The sequence below is a fragment of the Saccharopolyspora hirsuta genome, from assembly GCF_008630535.1.
Taxonomy (GTDB): domain Bacteria; phylum Actinomycetota; class Actinomycetes; order Mycobacteriales; family Pseudonocardiaceae; genus Saccharopolyspora; species Saccharopolyspora hirsuta.
Map to the genome: position 1 here is coordinate 1 of NZ_VWPH01000022.1, position 22,642 is coordinate 22,642.

The window sequence follows — 22,642 nt, forward strand, 5'->3', positions numbered from 1 at the left end:
ACCCGTTCGCCACTCATCCACACCCGAAAGTGCTTCAGCGTTCGACTTGCATGTGTTAAGCACGCCGCCAGCGTTCGTCCTGAGCCAGGATCAAACTCTCCAACAATGCTGTTGAACAATCCCAGCAGACACTCAAACCAAAAAGGCGAGCATCATACTCAAAGAAACCACCAACCACCGAAATGGTCGGGGGCATACAAGAACACTAACCAAAACAGTCCGCTGTTGAGTTCTCAAAGAACACACCCACACCATCACCCACAACCACTCACGGCCGTGCAGCTCCGGGGAGCATTTCCTCTGTTCGCTTTCGTGATTCCCACTCTAGCAGGCCCGATTTCCCGGTCATTCAGGGGGGTCACTCTCGTTTCCCGCACCCGATTCGTTATCACCCGGACACCGAACCATTTAGAGTTATCAACCGCGAAGCGATTCGCATTTTCAAAGTCTTGCTTTTCAAGCCCACCCACTCTACCACTCAAGCGTGGGAGCTTGGTTCGTGGACCCGTGTCTCGCCCGGCCCGGTTTTCCCGGCCCGTGTCGCGCTGACCTGGATAACTCTACACACCCCCAAAACCCCCTCGAACAGCACCCCCCACTAACTGCGAATGGCCAGGTCAGGCGGCATTTCGAAGTCGAAGAGGGCGGACAGCTCGGCGACCGTCGAATCGACGTCCCGGTGGTGCACCCCCACCATTCCGGCCTCGACCGCTCCGACCACGTTCCGGTGCAGGTCGTCCACGAACACGCACTGCTGCGGCTCCAGCCCCAACCGGCGCGCGGTCAGCAGGTAGATCTCGCGGCTCGGCTTGGCGACCGCCACCGCACCGGAGAGCACGACCGCGTCGAAGTGGTCGGCGACTCGCGGGTCGGGCAACCCGCTGGCGTTCGACACCACCGCCGTGCTGATCCCGCTCCGGCGGACCTGGCGCGCGACCTCGAGCAGCGGCGGCGCGTCCGCGGTCGCGCGCCCCGGATCGTCCAGCACCCCGGCGTAGTCCAGCAGCAATCCCCTGAGTTCCACGGGCTGCACGGTAGCTCACACGATCAGGCGGTCTGCGCCGAAAAGTGACCGGATTCCGAGGGGAACTTCCTCAGTACTGCGAGGAGTTCCCACCGAAACCCCGGAGGTGCCATGACCGCAGTCCTCGAGCTCGACGCCCCGATCGCGCCGACCAACACCGACGATCCCGGCGAGCGGAGCGCCGTCGCCATCGCGACGTCCGTCGGCGGGCACGTGTTCGACGTGCTCTCCGGTCGGCGCACCGTGCGCGAAGTCGACGAGCACCTCTCCTCGCGGGTCGCCGGGCTGCTGCTCACCACCCGCCTGCACGCAGCACAAGGCCCGGAGCACCGGGTGCGTTCCGTGCACGCCTGCCCGATCACCGAGTACGCGGTGGAGGCGTGCATGGTCGTCGGAACGCACGACCGGGTCCGGGCCCTGGTGCTGCGCGTCGAGCGGGACGGCGAGCACTGGGTGTGCACCCGCCTGTCCCTCGTCTGATCAGCGCCGTCGGTTCTTCTTCGCTTCAGCGCGAGCAGCCGCCCGACGCTCGCGGCGGGTGCCGCCGCGGGCCTCCGGGCCCTGCGCGCCGTCGCTGCTGGTCTCGACGCCACCGGTCTCGTTCGGACCGGAGTAGCTCAGCCGCTGCTGCCCCGGGCTGTCGAGGCCCTTGCCGCGCAGTGCGCTGGGGACGTTCTCGCCGGTTGCCGCCGCCCCGCCGAGCTGGCTCAGCGCCGGTCCGGCGGAGGCCGGGCGCGCCCGCTTCGGCTGCGGCGCGGGCTGCGGGGTCTGCTGGACGTCGGGGGTTCCGCTGCCGACCTGGCTCACCGACACCGGGACGGCGGGCTCCTCCGGCGCGGGCTGCGGCTCCGCGGCCTCCACCTGGACGTTGAACAGGAACCCGACGGACTCCTCCTTGAGCGCCTCCAGCATCGCCCCGAACATGTCGAAGCCCTCGCGGCGGTACTCGATCAGCGGGTCGCGCTGCGCCATCGCGCGCAGCCCGATGCCCTCCTTGAGGTAGTCCATCTCGTAGAGGTGCTCGCGCCACTTGCGGTCCAGGACGCTGAGCACGACCCGGCGTTCCAGCTCGCGCATCGCGCCGGGGCCGACCTTGCCGTCGACCTCGGCCTCGCGCTTGGCGTAGGCGGCCTTCGCGTCCTCGACGACCAGCTCCAGCAGCCGCTCCTTGGTGAGGTCCTCGTCGGAGTCGACGAGCTCCTCCCAGTCGATCGACACCGGGTAGAGCGTCTTCAGCGCGGTCCAGAGCTTCTCGAAGTCCCAGTCCTCGGCGTAGCCCTCGGCGGTCTCCGCGTCGACGTAGGCGGTGACGACATCGGTGAGCATGTGCATCACCTGCTCCTGCAGGTCCTCACCGGCCAGCACGCGGTGCCGCTCGTCGTAGATGACGGTCCGCTGCTGGTTCATGACCTCGTCGTACTTGAGGACGTTCTTGCGGATCTCCATGTTCTGCTGCTCGACCTGGGTCTGCGCGCTGCGGATCGCGCGGCTGACCATCTTGTGCTCGATCGGCACGTCGTCGGGCACCTTGAGGCGGGTCATCACCGTCTCGACCATGGCCGCGTTGAACCGCCGCATCAGCTCGTCGCCCAGCGACAGGTAGAACCGGGACTCGCCCGGGTCGCCCTGGCGGCCGGAACGACCGCGCAGCTGGTTGTCGATGCGCCGGGACTCGTGGCGCTCGGTGCCGAGCACGTAGAGCCCGCCGCTCGCGCGGACCTCCTCGGCCTCGGCCTCGGCCTGGGCCTTGATCTTCTCCACGACCGCGGGCCACTCGGCCTCGTACTGCTCGCGGTTCTCCACCGGGTCCAGGCCGCGGGAGCGCAGCTCGGCGTCGGCGAGGTGGTCGACGTTGCCGCCCAGCACGATGTCGGTACCGCGACCGGCCATGTTGGTGGCGACGGTGACGGCGCCCTTGCGACCGGCCTCGGCGATGATCGCGGCCTCCCGCGAGTGGTTCTTCGCGTTGAGCACGCTGTGCGGGATGCCCCGCTGGGTCAGCAGCTTCGACAGGTACTCGGAGCGCTCGACGCTGGTGGTGCCGACCAGCACCGGCTGACCGGCCCGGTGGCGCTCCTCGATGTCCTCGGCGACCGCCTCGAACTTGGCCGGCTCGGTCTTGTAGACCAGGTCGGGCTGGTCCACGCGGGCCATCGGCTCGTTGGTCGGGATCGGCACCACGCCGAGCTTGTAGGTGGTGTGGAACTCCGCCGCCTCGGTCTCGGCGGTACCGGTCATGCCGGCGAGCTTGTCGTAGAGGCGGAAGTAGTTCTGCAGCGTGATCGTGGCCAGCGTCTGGTTCTCGGCCTTGATCTCGACGCCTTCCTTGGCCTCGATCGCCTGGTGCATGCCCTCGTTGAAGCGGCGCCCGGCGAGGATGCGGCCGGTGAACTCGTCGACGATCAGCACCTCGCCGTCGCGGACGATGTACTCCTTGTCGCGCTTGTAGAGCTCCTTGGCCTTGAGCGCGTTGTTCAGGTAGCCGACCAGCGGGGTGTTCGCGGCCTCGTAGAGGTTCTCGATGCCGAGCTGGTCCTCGATGATCGAGACGCCCTCCTCGGTGACGCCGACGGTGCGCTTGCGCTCGTCGACCTCGTAGTGCTCGTCGCGCTTGAGCATCGGGGCGAGCCGGGCGAACTCCTGGTACCACCGGGAGGACTGGTCCGCGGGGCCGGAGATGATCAGCGGGGTCCGGGCCTCGTCGATCAGGATGGAGTCGACCTCGTCGACGATGGCGAAGTTGTGCCCGCGCTGCACGCAGTCGGCCAGGCTCCAGGCCATGTTGTCGCGCAGGTAGTCGAAGCCGAACTCGTTGTTCGTGCCGTAGGTGACGTCCGCCGCGTAGGCCTTGCGCCGCTGGTCGGGGGTCATCTCGGCGAGGATCGCGCCGACCTCCAGGCCGAGGAACCGGTGCACGCGGCCCATCCACTCGGCGTCGCGGCGGGCGAGGTAGTCGTTGACCGTGACGACGTGCACGCCCTTGCCGGTGATCGCGTTGAGGTAGGCGGGCAGCACGCAGGTGAGGGTCTTGCCCTCACCTGTCTTCATCTCGGCGATGTTGCCCAGGTGCAGCGCCGCGCCGCCCATCAGCTGGACGTCGTAGTGGCGCTGGCCGAGCGTGCGCTTGGCGCCTTCGCGCGCCACCGCGAAGGCCTCCGGCAGCAGCTCGTCGAGCGTCTCGCCATCGGCGTGGCGGCGTTTGAACTCGTCGGTCTTGCCCCGCAGCTCGGCGTCGGACAGAGCGGCGACGTCTCCTTCGAGCTCATTGATGTGCGCTGCGATGGCGCGCAGGCGCTTGAGCATCTTGCCCTCGCCGGCGCGGAGCAGTCGGGACAGGACCATCCGGTCGACCTCACTAGCTGATCGTGACGCGTCCGTCACGGACGCTTTGCGGCCATCGTATTAGAGCTGGTGACGGGGACCGGCCATCCGGTGCGGTCGGGTGGCGGCCCCGCACACGCAGCTGTCCCCCGCGGACCACGGTACGCGGGGGACAGCCGTTGGGGTCGGCGTTGGCGGAGACTCGCCCTACAGGGCGTCCGCCAATCTGATCACTCCGTAGTCGAATCCCTTCCTCCGGTAGACCACGCTCGGCCTACCGCTGTCGGCATCGGAGAAGAGGTAGAAGTCGTGCCCGACCAGCTCCATCTGGTACAGGGCCTCGTCGACCGTCATCGGCTTGGCCGAGTGCTCCTTCTCCCGGACGACGCGGCCCGGTTCGTACCCGTCCTCAGCCATCCGCTGCCCGGGCACCTCGGCGCTGTACTCGGCTGCTTCCTGGGGCGCTTCGAGCAGCGTGGTGCGGCCCTCGGCCGCTGCGGCGCCCATCACCACGGGCCGGTCCGCCATCGCTGCGGTCGCCTCTGCCACGGAAGTCGGGTTGTGCTGTCCGTAGTGCACCTTCCTACGGTCGTGCATGCGCCGGAGGCGGCTCTCCAGCTTGGTCGTTGCGGCGTCGAGCGCGGCGTAGAAGTCGCCGGCGCAGGCCTCGGCACGCACCGGCGTGCCCTTGCCCACCAGGGTGATCTCGACTCGCTGGCAGTTCTTGGCCTGACGGGGGTTGCGCTCGTGGAACAGCTCCACATCCGCCCGGATTGCCTTCTTGTTGTACCGCTCAAGCCGGGTCAACTTGGCGTTGACGTGGTCCCGGTAGTGCTCGGGAACCGCGACGTTTCGACCCTTGACGACGATATCCATTCACGACCTCCGATTCCGTAGGAGAGGTGCGTGGCGCCGAACAGCGCGATCAGCTCGCTTCCGGCGCCAGGGACATGGGATTTCGCTCCTTCCCTCCGCCAGGGGTTGGCTGGATTGAGTGGCACGTTAGCTCGGTTTACCGATTTGTGACACCCCCCGGGTCGGGCGAAGTCAAGCGGCCACCGAGAGTGATTGGTGCCACCGTTCGAAGCACGCCCGGAGCGTGCGCGGACAGTGCTCGCAGGGACCCTTCACCCCGAATTTTCACCCGTTCGGCCGCTCGCCGCGACTGCACCGCGCGAGGCCGTGGGTGGGGCGGGTTCGGCCTGCTCACAAACGGAAAACGAGTGTCCGGCGGGGGAAGTTCCCGGGATCGCTCGGACAATGGTGGTTCACCCGATCACCTCAACCGGCCGTCGCGGTCAGGCTGAGCACCGCGTCCACCGCGCGACCTGCGGTTCCGAGGGCCGCCAGGCAGGCCGCCGCGGTCGCGGCGGTGGTGATGACGTCGTCGATCAGCACGAGCTGGGCGGTTCGCGGGGGAAGTCGACCGTTCTGGAGGAGCACTCGCCCGGACAGGTTGCGCACCCGTTCGGCCGCATCGAGCCCGGCCGAGTCAGCGGCGCCGCGCGCGGTCACCAGGCAGTCCGCCACCCCGGTCGGCCAGCCCGCCGCCGTCAGCAGCTCCGACGTCCGGTGCGCGATGCGGCGCATGTGCGCGCCACCGCGGCGGCGGGCGGCGATGGCGCGGGACGGTGCGGGGACCAGCCACCAGCGGTGGTCGAGCTGGTGGTGCTCGGTGATCGCCCGCAGGCCGGTGGCCAGGTGCCGGGCCAGCGGGTCGGCGAGGTGGCGATGCCCGGACTCCTTGTACGCGAGCACCGCGCGGCGGGCGGCGCCGCGGTAGCGGCCCAGCGCGTACGCCGGTGGGTCGGGCGGCAGCAGCGGGCGCTCGACGCGGTGGAGCCCGCCGAGCTCGCGGGCGCAGTCCGGGCACCACGCGGTACCGGCGGCGTCGCAGCCCGCGCAGTGCATCGGCAGCAGGAGGTCGACCAGGCCGGAAAGCCCGTCGCGGAGAAGGGAAGCGCGCATCGGGCGATCATGGCGCGGACCGGCTGGCCGACTCACCGACGAGTGTCGGGCGCTGATCGCCGCAGCGCCTCGCCGTCACCCGGTCGAATGTCACAAGCCCGGTCGACGTCGGTGACGTGCGGTGCCGAATCAGCCGGGGAAGAACGGGAGCGAGCTGCTGCCGATGCGCGGCTCCAGCAGGGACCACACGTCGTTCGGATCGGCGGACGCCCAGATGTTGCTGCGGTCGGCGACGATCACCGTCGGGCCCGGGCCGACCGTGATCGTCTTCATCGGCTGCCCCAGGTTCGCCGACGTGTAGGCCTCCCAGCGGAAGCCGTCCACCGACACCTCGTAGACCGGGGAGGTGTGGCTGTCGGTGATCACCGCCAGGGACTCCTCGTCCCGCCACTCCAGGCCCAGGATCTGCGCGCGCTGCGGCGCGGGCAGCGGGACCGGCCGGTCCAGCACGACCGCACCGTCCTGATCGGACACCGCGCCGACCACCAGCTGCCCGTCGATCACGGCCGCGACCCGGGTGCCGTCGCGGGACAGCCGCAGGTCGGTGATCGGCCGCCCCCCGGTGAAGCCCGCGGAGTCGACCTTCTCCACGGTCCAGCCGCTGCCGCTGCTGCGCGCCCGGATCACGTCGCGCCCGGCGACCACCGTCCACACCTCGTTGTTCCCGCGCCAGGTCGGCTTGCTCATGAAGCTGCCGGGCGGGCCCAGCTCGGCGAGGGCCTCGCCGTAGGGGCCGACCCGCAGCCCGACCTCCTCCGGGGACCGCCGGGTCACCGCGGCGATCTTGCGCCCGTCGGGCGACTGACCGGCGCGGATCACCTGGTACTCGCCGGACCCGGCCGGTCCGGGGACCGGGTCGGCGCGGCTGTCCAGCCGCTTGAGCCGCTCGTCGATCACGGCCAGCCCGCCCAGGTCCTGACGCGGCATGTTGTCGATCTCGTACTTGGTGAGGTCGGTCGGCCGCAGGTCCTGGGTGTCAGACAGCAGCGGCATGCCCTCCTCCTGCAGCCGCACCCGCGCGTTGCTGACCTTCTGCAGGGTGAACACGACCTGGGCGGCGATCAGCCACCGCGTCTCGTCGGAGACGTCGCCGAGGTTGCTGAGGTTGACCTCCAGCGCGCCGTCCCCGGTGGCCTCGCTGGTGTTGGTGCGGGGGCGCACGCCGGGCGGGATGGCGGTGCGCAGCGCCGAGCGCAACCCCTCCGACGGGCCCGAGGTCAGCAGGTCGATCACCCGGCGCGGCAGCGTGCTGGCCGGTTGCGAGGCCACGTAGCGCACGTCCGGGACGACGCCGGTGGCGTCGTGGTCGAGGAAGTAGATCGGCACCGAGCGGTACACGCTGCTGAACGCGTCCCGGCTCACCACCATCTCGGCCGGTGGCGAGGAGATCCGCCACTTGCCGTCGGGCTGGAGCTCGACCCGCACGGTGGCCTCGTACTCGCCGACGTCCGGCACGAAGGAGGAGTCCGGCAGCAGCCGTCCGACCTTGTCCGCCTGCACGGTCACCAGCTGCACGCCGTCGGGCAGCGGTTCCGGCGGGGGCGGTGCCGGGATGGTGTCGACGTTGCTCACGATCAGCAGGTCGGGGCCCGGCGACCACTGCTTTGCCTGCACCGCGTCGAGGTGCATCCGGGCCGCCTCGTGGTTGCTGGCCGGGGACGCGGAGTCCACGAACCGGCGGACCAGGGCCAGCGGATCGAGGTTGTCCGGGGGCGGGGTCACCTCCGTCGTCGTGTTGCGCTCGTCGGCCTCCCGCACGGCCACCGGGTCGGACTCCTCCGGGATCGACGCGCACGAGGTCAGCGGAACCAGCAGCACCGAGAGCACCGCCAGGCAACGAGCGGCCCGGCCCCCCATCATTCGTCCTCCCAGGAGTCCTCGGACAGCCGAGCCGGGCCGCGGTCGTGGACGCCACCAGCGGATTCGGCGTCCTGCGGGCGCTCCACCGACGCGGCCAGCAGCGCCTCCGGCGCGGCGATGCGGCGGGTGCCGGGCAGCGGCAGCGGGCTGCCGTCGAACTCCGCACCGGGTCGGCGGGGCAGGGTGACGCGGAAGCAGGACCCCTCGCCCGGCTCCCCCCAGGCGTCCAGGGCACCGCCGTGCAGCCGGGCGTCCTCCTGGCTGATCGACAGCCCCAGCCCGGTCCCGCCGGTCCGCCGGTTCCGGGACGGGTCGGCCCGCCAGAACCGGGTGAACACCAGCTCGGCCTCCCCGGCGCGCAGGCCGACGCCGTAGTCCCGGACGGTCACCGCGACCGCTTGCTCGTTGCTGCCGAAGCGGATCTCGACCGGACCGCCCTCGGCGTGGTCGATCGCGTTGGCCACCAGGTTCCGCATGATCCGCTCGACCCGGCGGGCGTCGGCGACGATGCCCAGCTCAGCGGCCCCGCAGGCGGGCACGATCACCCGCAGCTCGACGCCGCCCTCGTCGGCGATCGGGCGCAACGCCTCCACCGAGCGCTCCACCAGCTCCACCAGGTCGACCTGCTCGGCGGACAGGTCGGCCACCCCGGCGTCCAGCCGGGAGATCTCCAGCAGGTCGCCCAGCAGCAGCTCGAACCGGTCCAGCTCGTCGACCAGCAGCTCGGTGGAGCGGGACAGGCCGGGCGGGAACTGCTCGCGGGAGGCGTGCAGCACGTCGGCGGCCATCCGCACCGTGGTCAGCGGGGTGCGCAGCTCGTGCGAGACGTCGGAGGTGAACCGGCGCTGCAGCTGGCCGAACTCCTCCAGCTGCGTGATCTGCTGCTTGAGGCTGTCGGCCATCTCGTTGAACGACTCGGCGAGCCGGGCGACGTCGTCCTCGCCGATCACCCGCATGCGCTTGTCCAGGTCGCCCTCGGCGAGCTGCTCGGCGATCTGCGCGGCCTGCCGCACCGGGCGCACGATCTGCCGGGTCACCAGGTTCGTGATCAGCCCCAGCAGGACCAGCAGCACCGCACCGCTGATCAGCAGGGTCTGCTGCACGACGCGGAGGGTCTCCTGCTCCGCGCTCAGCGGGAACATCATGTACAGCTGCAGCGACCGGGTGGCGCTGGCCACCGGCGTGCCCACGATCAGCATGGTGACCTGGCCGCTGTCCCGCGGCACCGTCTTGATCTTGGTCGCGAGCTGGCCGCGCTCGGCGAACAGGCGCAGGTCCTCCGGCACGTCGTCCACCGGGCCCGCGGAGGGCTGCTCGTTCCGCTCCACCGGTGCCAACCCGTCGACCAGCACCGGGGTGAACGCGCCGGCCACCGTTTCCGTCGTGGACTGGCCGGAGGAGGACGTCGTCAGCCGGTTCAGCGCGGCCGTCAGCTGCTCCCGGACGCTCTCCGGGTCGGCGTTGGGGTCCACCGCGGTGAGCTCGCGCTCCAGGATCGGGAGGCTGGTGTCGACCTGCGTGATCGCACCGTCCTCCTTGGAGCTCAGCAGCTGGGAGGTGATCTGCCACTGCAGCACCATGCCCAGCACGATCACCACGGCCAGCGAGAGGGCGAGGGTGCTGACCACCACGCGCAGCTGCATCGAGCGGCGCCAGAGCGCCTCGAAGCGGCGCCAGCGGTCGCGGATCTCCTCCTGGACACGACTGACCAGCCGCCGCACCCAGCGGCTCCGACGCGTCCACACGTTCACGACAACCGTCGCCCTCCACGACTACGACCCGGTTGGAAAACTGTGCCAAAGGGTCGATCCGCGGGCCGCACCGGCCCACGACATGCGAAGAGCGCCCGCTCGGCGAGCAGGCGCTCCAGGTCCGGCTACCCGATCACGGGGGGCCGGCCTTGTAGCCGACGCCGCGGACGGTCAGCACCACCTCGGGGCGCTCCGGGTCGCGCTCCACCTTCGAGCGCAGGCGCTGGACGTGCACGTTCACCAGCCGCGTGTCCGCCGCGTGGCGGTAGCCCCAGACCTGCTCCAGCAGGACCTCGCGGGTGAACACCTGGCGCGGCTTGCGGGCCAGCGCCACCAGCAGGTCGAACTCCAGCGGGGTCAGCGCGATCGGCTGGCCGTCCCGGGTCACCTCGTGCCCCGGCACGTCGATGGTCACGTCGCCGATGGTGAGCACCTCCGCCGGTTCCGCGTCGGTGCGGCGCAGCCGGGCGCGCAGCCGGGCCACCAGCTCCTTCGGCTTGAACGGCTTGACCACGTAGTCGTCGGCACCCGACTCCAGGCCGAGCACCACGTCCACGGTGTCGCTCTTGGCGGTCAGCATCACGATCGGCACGACGGACTCGGTGCGGATGGCCTTGCAGACGTCGATGCCGTTCATCCCCGGCAGCATCAGGTCCAGCAGGACCAGGTCCGGCTTGAGTTCCCGCAGGGCAGGCAACGCCTTGGTGCCATCGCTGACGACGGCGGTCTCGAACCCCTCTCCCCGGAGCACGATGGTCAGCATTTCGGCCAGGGCCGGATCGTCGTCCACCACGAGCACGCGTGCCTTCATGTCCAACATGGTTGCACTTCTGCACCAGCTGCCGTGCACGCACCCGCTGATCGTCACCGCAGGTCGGACCGTTGATACGCGACAAGGCCCAGTTCATACCGCCGAACGGAGCAGTCGGCGGGTGATCCGGACCGCTGCGCTGGGCGGATCAGCCCAGGACGTGCTCGTCGACGATCCCGGCGAAGTCGACCTGCCCGGAACCGTCCACGACGAGCCACGGCGACCACCAACCGGCCGCCGCCAGCTGCGCGTAGACCTCGCCGCAGCGCTTCTGCAGCCCGGAGTCGGACTCGAAGTTGTCGCGCTGCCGGTCCGCCTCGGTCCGCTCGCGGTGCTCGGCCCGGCTGGCCGCCACCTCCGTCGGGACCTGGAGCAGGATCTGCAGGTCCGGCTTGGGCAGCGCGAAGCGCTCGACCTCCAGCTCCCGGACCCAGGCGACGAAGTCGCCGGTGCTGTCCTGGTGGAGCCGGGCGGCGCCGTAGGCGGCGTTCGAGGCGACGTAGCGGTCGAGCAGGAGGACGTCGTGGGCGCGGAGGTCGTCGCGGAGCGCGGCGGCCGCGGAGCGGCGGTCGAGCGCGTTGAGCACGGCGATGCCGTAGACGGAGTCGCCGAGGTCGCCGTGGCCGCCGCGGAGCGCCTCGCCGATGAGGGTGCCGTGGATGTCCTCCGCGTAGCGCGGGAACGCGGCGCGCGCCACTGAGCAGCCGCGAGAGGTGAGCTCCGCGGTGATGCCGTTGGCGAAGGTGCGCTTGCCCGCGCCGTCCAAGCCCTCGATGACGATGAGTCGACCCACGGCACCGACGGTAGTCGAGCGCCGCGCTCCGCCCGACGGCCTCCCCCGATCAGCGCACCGGGGCGGGAATTCGCTTTACCACCAGGGCGTTCAGTTGTATACCGGTTGTATGCAGAGGACCCACTCCTATCAGCTGACGGTGACCTGGATCGGCAACACCGGAAACGGCACGACCTCCTACCGCGAGTACAGCCGCGAGCACGTGGTGGAGATCGACGGCAAGCCCCCGCTGACGGCCTCCGCCGACCCGGCGTTCCGCGGCGACCCGAACCTGCCCAACCCGGAGGACTTCCTGGTCGCGGCGCTGTCCGAGTGCCACATGCTCTGGTACCTCGCGCTGTGCAGCACCTCCGGCGTCGTGGTCACGGCCTACCGCGACGAGGCGAGCGCGACCATGGTCGAGGTGCCCGGCACCGGCGGTCACTTCACCGAGGTCGTCCTCCGCCCGAAGGTGGTGATCGCCGACCCGGCAACCCTGCCCAAGGCCCGCGAACTGCACGAACAAGCCCACCGCAAGTGCTACATCGCGAACTCGGTCAACTTCCCGGTCCGACACGAACCGGAGATCACCACCGCCGGGTGAGGTTCGCGCGACCTCCGGGATCGCCGCCGACCGCTGATTCCGCTGGTCTTCGGTCGGCTCGGCACCGCCGATCGAAGACCGGGGCTCGCGGGGGTTCGGTTCGGGTTGTGGGTCGGTTGGGGTGGAGTGGGGCGATCTCGGGACAGGGGGTGGTTCGGGGGATCAGAATCATCGGTGCAGAGCTCGCCAGATGTCGACCTGCCGTGGAGAATCGATCACCGGTGGTCGATGGTCGCGAACGACTCGGGAGGATCCAGTGCAGATACCCGGGCCCGACACCCGCGTGGTCGAGCTGCGGGTGCACGGCATCCTCGGTGCCACCGGCGACGAGCTGACCGACTCCGTCGCCTCGGTGGACGTCGCCGGGGACGGGGTCGGGCGGATCATGCGCCCGGCCGACCGGTTGCGCCGCCCGGTTCCCGGGCCGGTGCTGTCGACCGGGGACCGCTCGGTGCCCCGGATCGTCGAGGGCTACGTCTGGGGCGGCATGACCTCCGGCGGGTTGGCCAAGGCGACCTGGGCGCTGCTCTTCCCGTTCGCGCTGGCGAACATGGCGCACTGGATGCTGCCGCCGGTCCGCAGCGGCAACCTGATCAGCCGGACGCTCGCCACCGCGCTGCGCGCCTTGCTCCGGCTGTCCGCGCTGCTGCTGACGATGTTGTTCGTCGCGCAGCTGACCGTGGTCAGCCTCGACCTGGTGGCCGCGCAGTGCCTGAGCCCCGGCGCGCCGTGCCTGGAGTTCGTCCCGGACGCGGTTCGCTCCGTCGACGTGCTGCGCTCGTCGGTGGCGTTGCTGCCGATCGCGCTCGTCATCCTCCTCATGCATCGTCTGTCCACTGTGTCCTGGCAGGTCTCGGCGCCGAAGACCGACAAGCCGCAGCACTCCGCGCGCGCACCGATGCTGCCCGGCGCGAACGTCGTCGCCGACCCGGACACCCCTGCGCTGCGCGCCCTCCACGTGATCGCCGCGCTGGCCACCGTGGCGATGCTCGCCCTCGGCGGGCCGTTCCTGCCCACCGCGGACCCGCGGTGGCTGCTGGCCGCCGCGCTGATCGGCATCAGCGCGGTGGGCACGGTCGCCCTCGACGACCCCGCCCGGATGCACCCGGACGGCAAGGAGAAGGTGCTGCGGAGCTTGCTCGGCCGCACCCCGCGGCGCGTGCTGATCACCGCGGCCGCGCTGCTGCTGTGCTCGGTCGCGCTGCTCCCCGGTCCGCTCGCCGGGCAGCTGCCCGGGTCCGGCCCCACCATCGACGCGATCACCAGCACCCTGGTGGTCACCTGCATCGCCGTCGCGGTACTGCTCACCCCGGCCACCCTGCTGGCCCGGCCCACCTGGAAGAACTGCCCGCGGCCGCTCCGCCCGTGGGCCGGTGGGTGGATGTCCGCCCCGGTGCTGATGTTCGCGTGCATGCTCGGCGCCGGGTTCGGGGCCGGGCTCGCGTACACCGTCCGCCAGACCCTCGTCGTCGACGACCTCCCCGGAGAGCAGGGACCGAAGCTCCCCGAAGCGTTCAACGACGTCACGATCTTCTGGGGCGCCACTGCCGTGCTGCTGGCGCTGGCCGCGGTCATCGCCATCCCGCTGCTGCTGATCAAGCGGTGGCGGACCGCCCGCACCGACGACGACAGCTCGATCCCGGACGAGATCGCCCTGCTGCACGCCGGTCGCCCGGAGGACCAGCGCGCGGCCGCGAACGCCTGGAAGTGGGCCTCCCTGCAGCGCCGCTACTCGCACGTCGTCCTCCTGGTGATCGCCGGGGTGCTGGCGGTCAGCACCGCGGTGACCGTGGTGGCTCGAACCATCGGCCTCCCTCCGCTGATGGACACGAACTGGCTGGTCGCGATCGGGGTCGCTTCGCTGGCCGCGCTGGCGGCGGGCCTGCTGCGGATGGTCTTCCGCGCGGCGGGCAAGCGGGACACCGCCCGCTACCTCGGCGTGCTCTGCGACCTCGTGCTGTTCTGGCCGCGCGAGGCGCACCCGGTGGTCCCGCCGTGCTACGCGCTGAAGGTCATCCCCGAGCTCGCCGACCGCGCCACCGAGCACCTGGCGGACCCGAACACCCGCGTCGTGCTCGTCGGGCACAGCCAGGGCAGTCTGCTCGCCGCCGTGGCCACCGCCCGGCTGCTCGACTCGCTGCCCGAGGCCGACCGCGAACGCGTCGGGCTGGTCACCGCCGGGTCCCAGCTGCAGTGGGCCTACCCGCGCGCATTCCCCGGCGTGGTCCCGCACAAGTCGCTGCGCGACCTGGCCGGAACGCTCGGCGGGCGCTGGCGCTCGCTGTGCCGCGGCACCGACCCGCTCGGCGGAGCCGTGACCACGTGGAACCGGCAGGTCTACGACGGCATGCTGATCGGCGTCGGGTTCCGGGCCGACGGCACCGAGGGACCGCTGCCCGCGGCGACCCGCGGCCCCACCGGCGCGCTGGTGCTGGGCGGCGACCACTGGCTGCCGGACCCGCAGCGCGGGCCGTTCGCCTGCCGCCGCTGGGTGCCGGGCGTGCTGGGGCACAGCGACTACCCCGGCGACCCCGAGTGGGACCGGGCGGTGGCGATGGCGGCCGGGCTGGAGACCCCGGTCCGCGGTGCCACGCTGCCGTTGCGCCCCCAGACCCCCACCCCTGCGCAGGCCCCGTCCGTGCCGAGCCCGCCGAAGTCCCCGCAGCTGACCGCGCAGGGCGGCGACGGCGGATCCCTCACCGACTCCGTCGAGGAGCTGACCCACGCGGACGAGGAGCCCGAGCCCGCGCTGGACGACGAGGTCGAACCGGACGCCGCACCGGAGCCGCAGGCCGTGAAGGCCCGGCCCAAGCCGTCGGTGCTGCCCGAGATCACCGAGCCGCGCGGACGCAGCGCCCCGTGGGAGCGCGCGATGTCGCTGGGCAGCAGCGACCACTGAGTCGCGCACCCAGCACCTAGCCGGTGGCTCGGTCCAGCGCGCACCGCACCACCGCACGCCCGGTACGTCGGTGGACACCCGGACAGCGCTCTTCGAGCACCGGGCCGATGCGGCACCGGGGTTCCGGCACGCGCCGGGCGGTTCGTGGTTCGCGGACAGGTCCTGAGTTCAGCCGTTGCAAGTTCCATGTGAACCATGATCCAGCGCTGACCAGCGGAGATCATCACTCGAGCAGGTGAACATCAGTTCGATGCGCGAGCGGCGCGCGCAAAAAGAGCGGCGGCGCCGTCCCCACCGGGACGACGCCGCCGCACTGGCGACTGCCAGGACTACTCGGAACCTCGCGGCACCTCACCACCGGCCGCGACCTCACCGGCCTTGGCCCGCTGCCCCAGCCGCGAGTGGGTGCGGCCGTAGAGGAAGTAGATCACCACACCGGCCGCCATCCAGATGATGAACCGGACCCAGGTCAGCGCCGTCAGGTTCAGCATCAGCCAGAGGCAGGCGATGATCGCGAGGATCGGCACCAGCGGCACCAGCGGGGCGCGGAAGCCGCGCGGCAGGTCGGGCCGGGTCCGGCGGAGGACGATCACGCCCAGCGAGACCAGCACGAACGCGAACAGGGTGCCGACGTTGACCATCTCTTCGAGCTTGTCCGCCGGGAAGAAGCCGGCGGCCACCAGCACGACCACGCCGACCAGCACGGTGGCCCGGGTCGGGGTGCCGCGCTTCGGGTCGGTCTTGGCCAGGCCGCGCGGCACCAGACCGTCGCGGGACATGGCGAACAGGACTCGGGTCTGGCCCAGCAGCAGCACCATGACGACCGTGGTCAGACCGACCAGCGCACCGACCGCGATGATCGCGGCGGCCCAGTTGATCCCGTGCTGCGCGAAGGCCGTGGCCAGCGTGGAGCGGGTGCCGGACTCGTCGGTCGCCAGGTCCGTGTAGGGCACCATGCCGGTGACCACCAGCGCGACGGCCACGTAGAGCACGGTGACGATCGCCAGGCTGCCGAGGATGCCGCGCGGCGCGTTCTTCTGCGGGTTGCGGGTCTCCTCCGCAGTGGTGGCGACGATGTCGAAGCCGATGAAGGCGAAGAACACCAGCGACGCACCGGCCAGCAGGCCGAAGATGCCGAACGTGCTGGTCTCACCGCCGAGGATGAGCGACAGCAGCGACTGCTCGATCGGCGGCGTGTCGGAGGCGGAGGCCTCGGTCGCCGGTGGGATGAACGGCGTGTAGTTGGCCGTGTTGATGTAGGCCAGGCCGACCACGATGACCAGCAGCACCACGAAGACCTTGATCAGCGTGATGACCAGGCTGACCCGGGCGGACAGCTTGGTGCCCAGCGCCAGCAGCGTGCACAGCACGGCCACCAGCAGCACCGCGCCCCAGTCGAACTGCAGCCCGCCGGCGAACTCGAACGACGTCGGGAGCTCCACCCCGATCAGCCCGAAGACCTGCTCCAGGTAGATCGACCAGCCCTTGGCGACCGCGGCCGCGGCGACGGCGAACTCCAGGATCAGGTCCCAGCCGATGATCCAGGCGATGAACTCGCCGAAGGTCGCGTAGGAGTAGGTGTAGGCGCTGCCCGCGACCGGCACCGTGGAGGCGAACTCGGCGTAGCACAGCGCCGCGAGCCCGCAGGCGATCGCGGCGAGCACGAACGCCAAGGACACCGAGGGACCTGTCATGTCACCGGCGGTCCGCGCGGCGAGGGTGAAGATGCCGGCACCGATCACCACGGACACACCGAAGACGATCAGGTCCCAGGTGCCCAGGTTCTTCCGCAGCTTGGTGTCCGGCTCGTCGGTGTCCAAGATCGATTGTTCGACCGACTTGGTTCGCCACAGCCCAGTACCTGGCACTGTCGCCTCCTCAGTAATCCCAAATTGTGGGTCGCACCCTAACCCGGCAGTGTTGCGGGCGGAACTGGGTGACTTGAGTCCGCCAGCACATTCGTTAGCTCCTCGTGATGCGCGCGACTTGGTATGAGACCAGACCAGGTCAGCGGGCCAGCGACCGCCCCCGCTCCAGGTCCGGTTCGAGGTAGATGAGGCGCGCGGCGGGCACCTTCGCGCGGATCCGCGCCTCCGCGTCGTCGATCTCCGCGGCCACCTCGGCCACCGACATCGCGGGCGTCATGCCGATCTTGGCCGCGATGAGCAGCTCCTCCGGACCGAGGTACTGGGTGCGGATGTGGATCACCTTCTCCACGTTCCCGCGCTCCAGCTCGCCGACGATCTCGGCCAGCAGGTCGCGGCTCGCGCCCTCCCCGATGAGCAGGCTCTTGGTCTCGACGATCAGCACGATCGCGATCACCCCCAGCAGCACCCCGATGCAGGTGGTGCCGACACCGTCCCACACCGGGTTGCCGGTGAGCGCGGTGAGACCGACGCCGCAGAGCGCCAGCACCAGGCCGACGAGCGCGCCCAGGTCCTCCAGCAGCACCACCGGCAGCTCCGGGGTCTTGGCCTGCCGGACGAACTGCCACCAGCTCAGCCCGCCCTTGAGCGCGCGGGACTCCTTGATCGCGGTGACGAAGCTGTAGGTCTCCAGCGCGATCGCGATCAGCAGGATCAGCACCGCGACCCAGGCGTAGGTCAGCGGTTCGGGGTGCTGGATCTTGTGGATGCCCTCGTAGAGCGCGAACACCGAGCCCAGGCTGAACAGCAGCAGGGCGACGACGAACGAGTAGAAGAAGCGGTCGCGGCCGTACCCGAACGGGTGCTCGTCGGTGGGTTTGCGCTGCGACGTCTTCTGCCCGAGCAGCAGCAGGCCCTGGTTGGACGTGTCGGCCAGCGAGTGCACCGACTCCGCGAGCATCGACGACGATCCGGTGAACAGGAACCCGGCGAACTTGGCCACCGCGATCCCCGCGTTGGCCGTGAGCGCGGCCAGGATCGCCTTGGTGCCGCCACTTGCTGACACGTTCTCTCCCGTGCGGTGCGAACTCCGACCGGCCGACCGGTCGATGACGGGAGGAATCTACCGGCTGCCCCGCGCCTGGGACGCCCGGTCGGAAAACTCGTCCGAATGCTGACGACCTGCACTTTTCGCCCCTTTCGGGCGACGTTCAGAACGCGCCTGCGGCGGCGCGGAAGACCTGCGCCCGGCCGTCGAGGTCGAGCTCGGCGGGGCGCACCTGCACCGCCGGGTCGGACGCCGCCAGCCACACCGACTGGCCGCGCTCCAGGCGCAGCTCGCGCGGCATCGAACCGTTGTGCGTGCTGCTGGTCAGCCGGACGCTGCCCTTGGTGCACAGCAGGATCTGCGGGCCCGGGGAGTCCAGGTGCACCACCCCGGACTCGGCCGGGGTCCAGTCCAGCCTGGAGAGCTCGAACTCGTCGGCCGGGGTCCGGTAGGCGGTCAGGTTGGCGTCCAGCGACTCGCCCTTGAGCACCCGCATGTCGCCGCAGGCGAAGTCCAGCACCCGCAGCAGCTCCGGGACGTCGACGTGCTTGGGGGTCAGCCCGCAGCGCAGGATGTTGTCCGAGTTCGCCAGGATCTCGATGCCGGTGCCGTTGAGGTAGGCGTGCAGGTTCCCGGCGGGCAGGAAGATCGCCTCGCCGGGCTGCAGGACGATGCGGTTGAGCAGCAGGCTGGCCAGGACCCCGGCGTCGTGCGGGTAGGCCTCGCCGAGCTCCAGCACGGTCCGGCACTCGAGGGCGAACTCGCCGTGCCCGCGCACGTGCTCCACGCACGCCTCCAGCAGCTCGGGCAGCACCTCGCGCAGGTAGTTCTCCGGCAGCGTGATCCACGTGGTGAACAGCGCGCGGAGGCCGTCGGCGTCGGGTTGCGCGGCGAGCAGCTCGCGGTGGGCGCGCAGGCTCGGCACCGCCAGCTCGTCGAGCAGCCGGACGGTGCGCTGGGCCTCGCGGAACCCGGCCAGCGCGTGGAACTCGGTGAGGGCGCAGACCAGCTCCGGCTTGGCCGTGGGGTCCGGGTAGTTGCGGTTGGGCGCGTTGCGCGCGATCCCGGCTTCCTCCTCCAGCCGGAAGCCCTCGGCGGCCTGCTCGGCGGACGGGTGCGCCTGCAGGCTCAGCGGCTCGTCCGCGGCGAGCACCTTGAGCAGGAACGGCAGCCGACCGCCCCAGCGCTGCACGCACACCGGGCCCAGGTGGTGCGCCGGGTCCTCCTCCAGCAGGGACAGCAGGGACACCTCGTCGCCGTCGGGCCGGACCACGCGCGAAGGGTCGCCGGGGTGCGCGCCCATCCACAGCTCGGCTTCCGGGTGCGGGGTGGGGACGGGCCGACCGAGCAGATCAGCAATAGCGGTACGCGAGCCCCACGCATAGGGGCGCACCGCGTTCCGCAGTAGCTCCACAGTCGTTTCTCGCTTCCTCGTCTTCGCGCCTGCTCGTCCGCGACGTCCAGCACAGCACACCGCGCAGGGCCGCCGGGCGGCATCGGGGCATTCCCTGAAACTTCCCTCAGTGCATCGCCAGGGCTGGCCAGCCCGGCCCGTTCAGCGTGCCCGCCGCCAACCCCAGGTAGACGGCGGCCAGGTCGAACCTGGCGGCCAGCGCGGCGGACCTCAGCACCGCGTCGTCGCGCACCGATTCACCCGGGCTGACCAGGTCCGCGCCGGGCAGGTCCCGCACCGCGCCCCGTTCCTGGGCCTCCCCCTGCGCGTCGTACCGCGCGCTGACCAGGAACACTCGCAGGGCGGCGCCCGGGTTGTCCTCGGGGTCTGCGAACAGGTCCGCTTCGGACCCGACCGAGGCGGCGGCCCGGTGCAGGGCCCGCTCCGCCACGGCCTGCTGGTAGTCGGCCACGTGGCAGGGCGTCGCGGCGTGGGCGCCGAGCGCGAAGGCGCCGTGCACGGCCACCGCCGTGGACACCGGGTCCAGCCCCCACAGCAGCGGCGCGCGGTCGGCCAGCCGCATCGCCAGGGACTTCGCCGGGTTGGTCAGCGTCTCGTGGTTCGGGTGCGCGCGCTCGGCCTCTTTGTCCAGCTCGTCGGCCAGCTGGTCGGCGTCGAAGCGCACCAGGTCGAGCGCGCCGAAGGTGCTGAGCCCGACCGCCAAGGCGTGCGCGAAGGACAGCGCGGGCGGTACCGGGATGCGCGGCGGCAGCACCTTGGCGCGGCCTGCGCCCGCTGCGGCGACCGGGCCGTCCGGCGGGACGGCCAGCACGACCGTCGCGCCGCGGCGGCAGGCGGTCGACACCGATTCGGCCAGCACCGCGTCACCGACGTCGTCGCTGTGCGCGAACACCACGTCCAGCGCGCCGATCCAGGCCGGGACGGTGTCGGTGACCACCACCGGCACCGGGCAGCGCGGCCCGGCCAGCGCGGTCAGCAGGCGGCAGACGCCGGGGCCCACCCCGGGGCGGGCCAGCAGCACCACCGCGCGGGGGCGGCCGTCGGCCAGGTCGTCCATGCCCACCTCGGTCGCGGTCTCGGTCGCCGCGCGGACCTGCGCGCCCGAGAGGGCCGCGAGCCGCAGCAGGCCACCGGAGTCGGCGTCGACCAGGCGGGCCGGGTCGTCGAAGAGACTGTCGTCCAGCACCGGGCGTCACCCCTCCCCGGAAGCGCCGGGCGCCGGTCCCCCGACCGCTTCTTCCAGCAGCAGCACCGGAATTCCGTCCCGGACCGGGAAGGCGCGCCCGCAGTAGGTGCAGGTCAGGTAGTCGGCCTGGGGGTCGTCACCCAGCCCCGGCCGGAGCTGGGCGTGCTGCGGGCACGGGCAAGCCAGGACCTCCAGCAACTGCGGTTCCAGGTCAACGGCCACTTTTCCTCCCCAAACTCGCCCGCGCCCCCGGCGCGGCCTCGCGCTCCGACCTCTCGCGGCCGACGCTTCACCCTCGGACGACCGCGAGCACCTCGTCGCGCAGCGCGGCCATCGCGTCAGTGTCCCTCGCCTCCACGTTGAGCCGGAGCAGCGGTTCGGTGTTGGACGGGCGCAGGTTGAACCAGGAGCCGTCCGACAGCTCCACGGTAAGCCCGTCGAGCTCGTCCACACGAGCGCCCGACCGGCCCCCGAAGGTGGCCGCGACGGCGCGCATCCGGCCCTGCTGGTCGTCCACCGTCGAGTTGATCTCGCCGGAGGCGGCGTAGCGCGAGTAGTCGGCCATCAGCTCCGACAGCGGCTGGTCCTGGCCGCCGAGCGCGGCCAGCACGTGCAGCGCGGCCAGCATGCCGGAGTCGGCCCGCCAGAAGTCCCGGAAGTAGTAGTGCGCGGAGTGCTCGCCGCCGAAGATCGCCCCGGTCTCGGCCATCGTCTGCTTGATGAAGGAGTGGCCGACGCGGGTGCGCACCGGCTTGCCGCCGTGCTCGGCGACGATCTCCGGCACCGCCTTGGAGGTGATCAGGTTGTGGATGATCGTCCCGCCGGGCTCCTTGGCCAGCTCGCGGACCGCGACCAGCGCGGTGATCGCGCTCGGCGAGACCGGTTCGGCGCGCTCGTCGACCACGAAGCAGCGGTCGGCGTCGCCGTCGAAGGCCAGCCCGGCGTCGGCGCCCACCTCGCGGACCTTGGCCTGCAGGTCGACCAGGTTGGCCGGGTCCAGCGGGTTGGCCTCGTGGTTGGGGAAGCTGCCGTCGAGCTCGAAGTACATCGGGACCAGTTCGACCGGCAGCCCGTCGAACACGGTGGGCACGGTGTGCCCGCCCATCCCGTTGCCCGCGTCCACCACGACCTTCAGCGGGCGGATGCCGCTGAGGTCGACCAGCTCGCGCAGGAAGGCAGAGTACTCGGCCGCCATGTCCCGGCTGCTCACGCTGCCCTTGGCGCCGAGAAACTCGGGCACGCCGTGGGCGACCAGCTCCTGGATCTCGGACAGGCCGCTGTCCTGCCCGACCGGGGCCGCACCGGCCCGGCAGAGCTTGATGCCGTTGTACTGGGCCGGGTTGTGGCTGGCGGTGAACATCGCGCCCGGCAGCTCCAGCCGACCGGAGGCGAAGTAGAGCATGTCGGTGCTGGCCAGCCCGATGTTGATCACGTCGACGCCCTGGCCGGTGACGCCCTCGGCGAAGGCCTCGGCCAGGCCCGGCGAGGATTCCCGCATGTCGTGCCCGACGACCACGGCAGGGCCGCCCACGAGCCGGGTGAAGGCGGCGCCGATCTCCCGCACCACGTCGGCGTCGAGACCTTCCCCGACCACCCCGCGGATGTCGTACGCCTTGACGATCCCCGACAGGTCCCGCACGCTGCACCCTCCCCGATTCCGCGCCAGACACGACGTGGTTGGCAGCCTACCGGCGATCGATCGGGTGTTGGCGTCCGCTGGGAGCACGCGAGCTGTTCGTCACGATCAATTCACTCGTCGATCGGATCGGGCAGCGCCCGCAGGTGCCCGCGGCGGCTGCCGCCGGGCGCGAGCCCCTGGGGTTCCACCGGCCGGTCCGGCCGCCCGGCCTCCCGGACCGCCTCGGCCAGCGCGGTCAGGTCGTCGTCGGAGGGCTCCGGCGGGGCGAACTCGCCCTCGTGCCGCACGACCTCCCAGCCCTTCGGCACGGTGAGCCGCAGCGCGTGCGCTTCGCACAGGTCGTAGCTGTGCGGTTCAGCGTAGGTGGCCAGCGGGCCGACGACCGCCGTGGAGTCCGCGTAGGCATAAGTGAGCGTGGCGACGGCCGGGTTGAGACACCCGGTCCGCGAGCACCGCCTCACGCTCCGCACGACACGCACG

Annotated in this window: 18 protein-coding genes and 1 rRNA gene; 3 read left to right on the forward strand and 16 right to left on the reverse strand. The window is 71.1% G+C overall.

All coding sequences use genetic code 11. The features are described from left to right. Together F1721_RS33270 and F1721_RS33275 are read right to left on the reverse strand one after the other, a co-directional pair. Positions 1-106 (reverse strand): 16S ribosomal RNA (locus F1721_RS33270); the annotation flags it as partial. Positions 107-598: 492 nt separating this feature from the next. Further along, positions 599-1,024, reverse strand: a complete 426-nt coding sequence (locus tag F1721_RS33275) for an HAD-IA family hydrolase (protein ID WP_150070828.1) — start codon at positions 1,022-1,024, stop codon at positions 599-601. Between the two features lie 111 nt (positions 1,025-1,135). Here F1721_RS33275 and F1721_RS33280 point away from each other — a divergent pair, with 111 nt between their 5' ends. Next, positions 1,136-1,504 (forward strand): Rv3235 family protein, encoded by a 369-nt coding sequence (locus F1721_RS33280; protein WP_150070829.1) that lies wholly within the window; start codon positions 1,136-1,138, stop codon positions 1,502-1,504. Here the strand turns inward: F1721_RS33280 and secA are convergent, their stop codons facing one another. The 7 genes from secA to F1721_RS33315 all read right to left on the reverse strand — a co-directional run bounded on the left by secA (position 1,505) and on the right by F1721_RS33315 (position 11,528). Further along, positions 1,505-4,366, reverse strand: a complete 2,862-nt coding sequence (secA, locus tag F1721_RS33285; RefSeq protein WP_150070830.1) for a preprotein translocase subunit SecA — start codon at positions 4,364-4,366, stop codon at positions 1,505-1,507. It lies immediately after the preceding gene. A 186-nt stretch (positions 4,367-4,552) separates the two neighbouring features. After that, positions 4,553-5,221 carry a ribosome hibernation-promoting factor, HPF/YfiA family gene (gene hpf / locus F1721_RS33290; RefSeq protein ID WP_150070831.1) on the reverse strand — a complete coding sequence of 223 codons (669 nt, stop codon included), beginning with the start codon at positions 5,219-5,221 and terminating at the stop codon, positions 4,553-4,555. A gap of 405 nt (positions 5,222-5,626) precedes the next feature. Then, positions 5,627-6,313 (reverse strand): ComF family protein, encoded by a 687-nt coding sequence (locus F1721_RS33295; RefSeq protein ID WP_150070832.1) that lies wholly within the window; start codon positions 6,311-6,313, stop codon positions 5,627-5,629. A 129-nt stretch (positions 6,314-6,442) separates the two neighbouring features. Beyond that, positions 6,443-8,173, reverse strand: a complete 1,731-nt coding sequence (locus F1721_RS33300; RefSeq protein WP_246155501.1) for an LpqB family beta-propeller domain-containing protein — start codon at positions 8,171-8,173, stop codon at positions 6,443-6,445. Next, complete coding sequence (gene mtrB / locus F1721_RS33305; protein ID WP_425474428.1) at positions 8,170-9,918, reverse strand: MtrAB system histidine kinase MtrB; 1,749 nt, start codon at positions 9,916-9,918, stop codon at positions 8,170-8,172. The genes F1721_RS33300 and mtrB overlap by 4 nt, the downstream gene beginning before the upstream one ends. Positions 9,919-10,057: 139 nt before the next feature. Beyond that, positions 10,058-10,735 (reverse strand): MtrAB system response regulator MtrA, encoded by a 678-nt coding sequence (mtrA, locus tag F1721_RS33310; RefSeq protein ID WP_093160527.1) that lies wholly within the window; start codon positions 10,733-10,735, stop codon positions 10,058-10,060. A 148-nt stretch (positions 10,736-10,883) separates the two neighbouring features. Then, the gene (locus F1721_RS33315) at positions 10,884-11,528 is read right to left on the reverse strand and encodes a dTMP kinase (protein ID WP_150070834.1); all 645 of its coding nucleotides are present in this window, start codon (positions 11,526-11,528) and stop codon (positions 10,884-10,886) included. 109 nt (positions 11,529-11,637) lie between these two features. On the opposite strand from F1721_RS33315, the gene F1721_RS33320 reads away from it, so the two are divergent. Then, entirely contained in the window at positions 11,638-12,111 is a 474-nt protein-coding gene (locus tag F1721_RS33320; RefSeq protein WP_150070835.1) for an OsmC family protein, read from the forward strand. A 256-nt stretch (positions 12,112-12,367) separates the two neighbouring features. Further along, complete coding sequence (locus F1721_RS33325; protein WP_150070836.1) at positions 12,368-15,010, forward strand: lipase family protein; 2,643 nt, start codon at positions 12,368-12,370, stop codon at positions 15,008-15,010. 329 nt (positions 15,011-15,339) lie between these two features. Here F1721_RS33325 and F1721_RS33330 read toward each other — a convergent pair whose 3' ends face one another. From F1721_RS33330 to F1721_RS33360, 7 genes are all read right to left on the reverse strand, one after another. Next, on the reverse strand, positions 15,340-16,878 hold the full coding sequence (locus tag F1721_RS33330; RefSeq protein WP_170301698.1) for an amino acid permease: 1,539 nt from the start codon (positions 16,876-16,878) through the stop codon (positions 15,340-15,342). A gap of 139 nt (positions 16,879-17,017) precedes the next feature. Then, positions 17,018-17,941, reverse strand: coding sequence for a cation diffusion facilitator family transporter (locus F1721_RS33335; protein ID WP_150070838.1), 924 nt, complete (start codon positions 17,939-17,941; stop codon positions 17,018-17,020). Positions 17,942-18,086: 145 nt separating this feature from the next. Further along, the gene (gene manA, locus F1721_RS33340) at positions 18,087-19,337 is read right to left on the reverse strand and encodes a mannose-6-phosphate isomerase, class I (protein WP_150070839.1); all 1,251 of its coding nucleotides are present in this window, start codon (positions 19,335-19,337) and stop codon (positions 18,087-18,089) included. A gap of 106 nt (positions 19,338-19,443) precedes the next feature. Next, positions 19,444-20,523 (reverse strand): SIS domain-containing protein, encoded by a 1,080-nt coding sequence (locus F1721_RS33345; RefSeq protein WP_150070840.1) that lies wholly within the window; start codon positions 20,521-20,523, stop codon positions 19,444-19,446. Positions 20,524-20,529: 6 nt separating this feature from the next. Beyond that, positions 20,530-20,745: a Trm112 family protein gene (locus tag F1721_RS33350; protein ID WP_170301699.1), complete on the reverse strand. Its 216-nt coding sequence runs from the start codon at positions 20,743-20,745 to the stop codon at positions 20,530-20,532. Positions 20,746-20,812: 67 nt separating this feature from the next. Beyond that, on the reverse strand, positions 20,813-22,162 hold the full coding sequence (locus tag F1721_RS33355; RefSeq protein ID WP_150070841.1) for a phosphomannomutase/phosphoglucomutase: 1,350 nt from the start codon (positions 22,160-22,162) through the stop codon (positions 20,813-20,815). 110 nt (positions 22,163-22,272) lie between these two features. Beyond that, entirely contained in the window at positions 22,273-22,632 is a 360-nt protein-coding gene (locus F1721_RS33360) for a DUF3499 domain-containing protein (RefSeq protein WP_150070842.1), read from the reverse strand. Positions 22,633-22,642 lie beyond the last annotated feature (10 nt).

Bases quoted from the DNA above. Each gene is read 5' to 3' on its own strand.
- F1721_RS33295 (WP_150070832.1), bottom strand. From the start codon at position 6,313: ATGCGCGCTTCCCTTCTCCGCGACGGGCTTTCCGGCCTGGTCGACCTC.
- mtrA (WP_093160527.1), bottom strand. From the start codon at position 10,735: ATGAAGGCACGCGTGCTCGTGGTGGACGACGATCCGGCCCTGGCCGAA.
- hpf (WP_150070831.1), bottom strand. From the start codon at position 5,221: ATGGATATCGTCGTCAAGGGTCGAAACGTCGCGGTTCCCGAGCACTAC.
- F1721_RS33300 (WP_246155501.1), bottom strand. From the start codon at position 8,173: ATGATGGGGGGCCGGGCCGCTCGTTGCCTGGCGGTGCTCTCGGTGCTG.
- F1721_RS33320 (WP_150070835.1), top strand. From the start codon at position 11,638: ATGCAGAGGACCCACTCCTATCAGCTGACGGTGACCTGGATCGGCAAC.
- secA (WP_150070830.1), bottom strand. From the start codon at position 4,366: ATGGTCCTGTCCCGACTGCTCCGCGCCGGCGAGGGCAAGATGCTCAAG.
- F1721_RS33280 (WP_150070829.1), top strand. From the start codon at position 1,136: ATGACCGCAGTCCTCGAGCTCGACGCCCCGATCGCGCCGACCAACACC.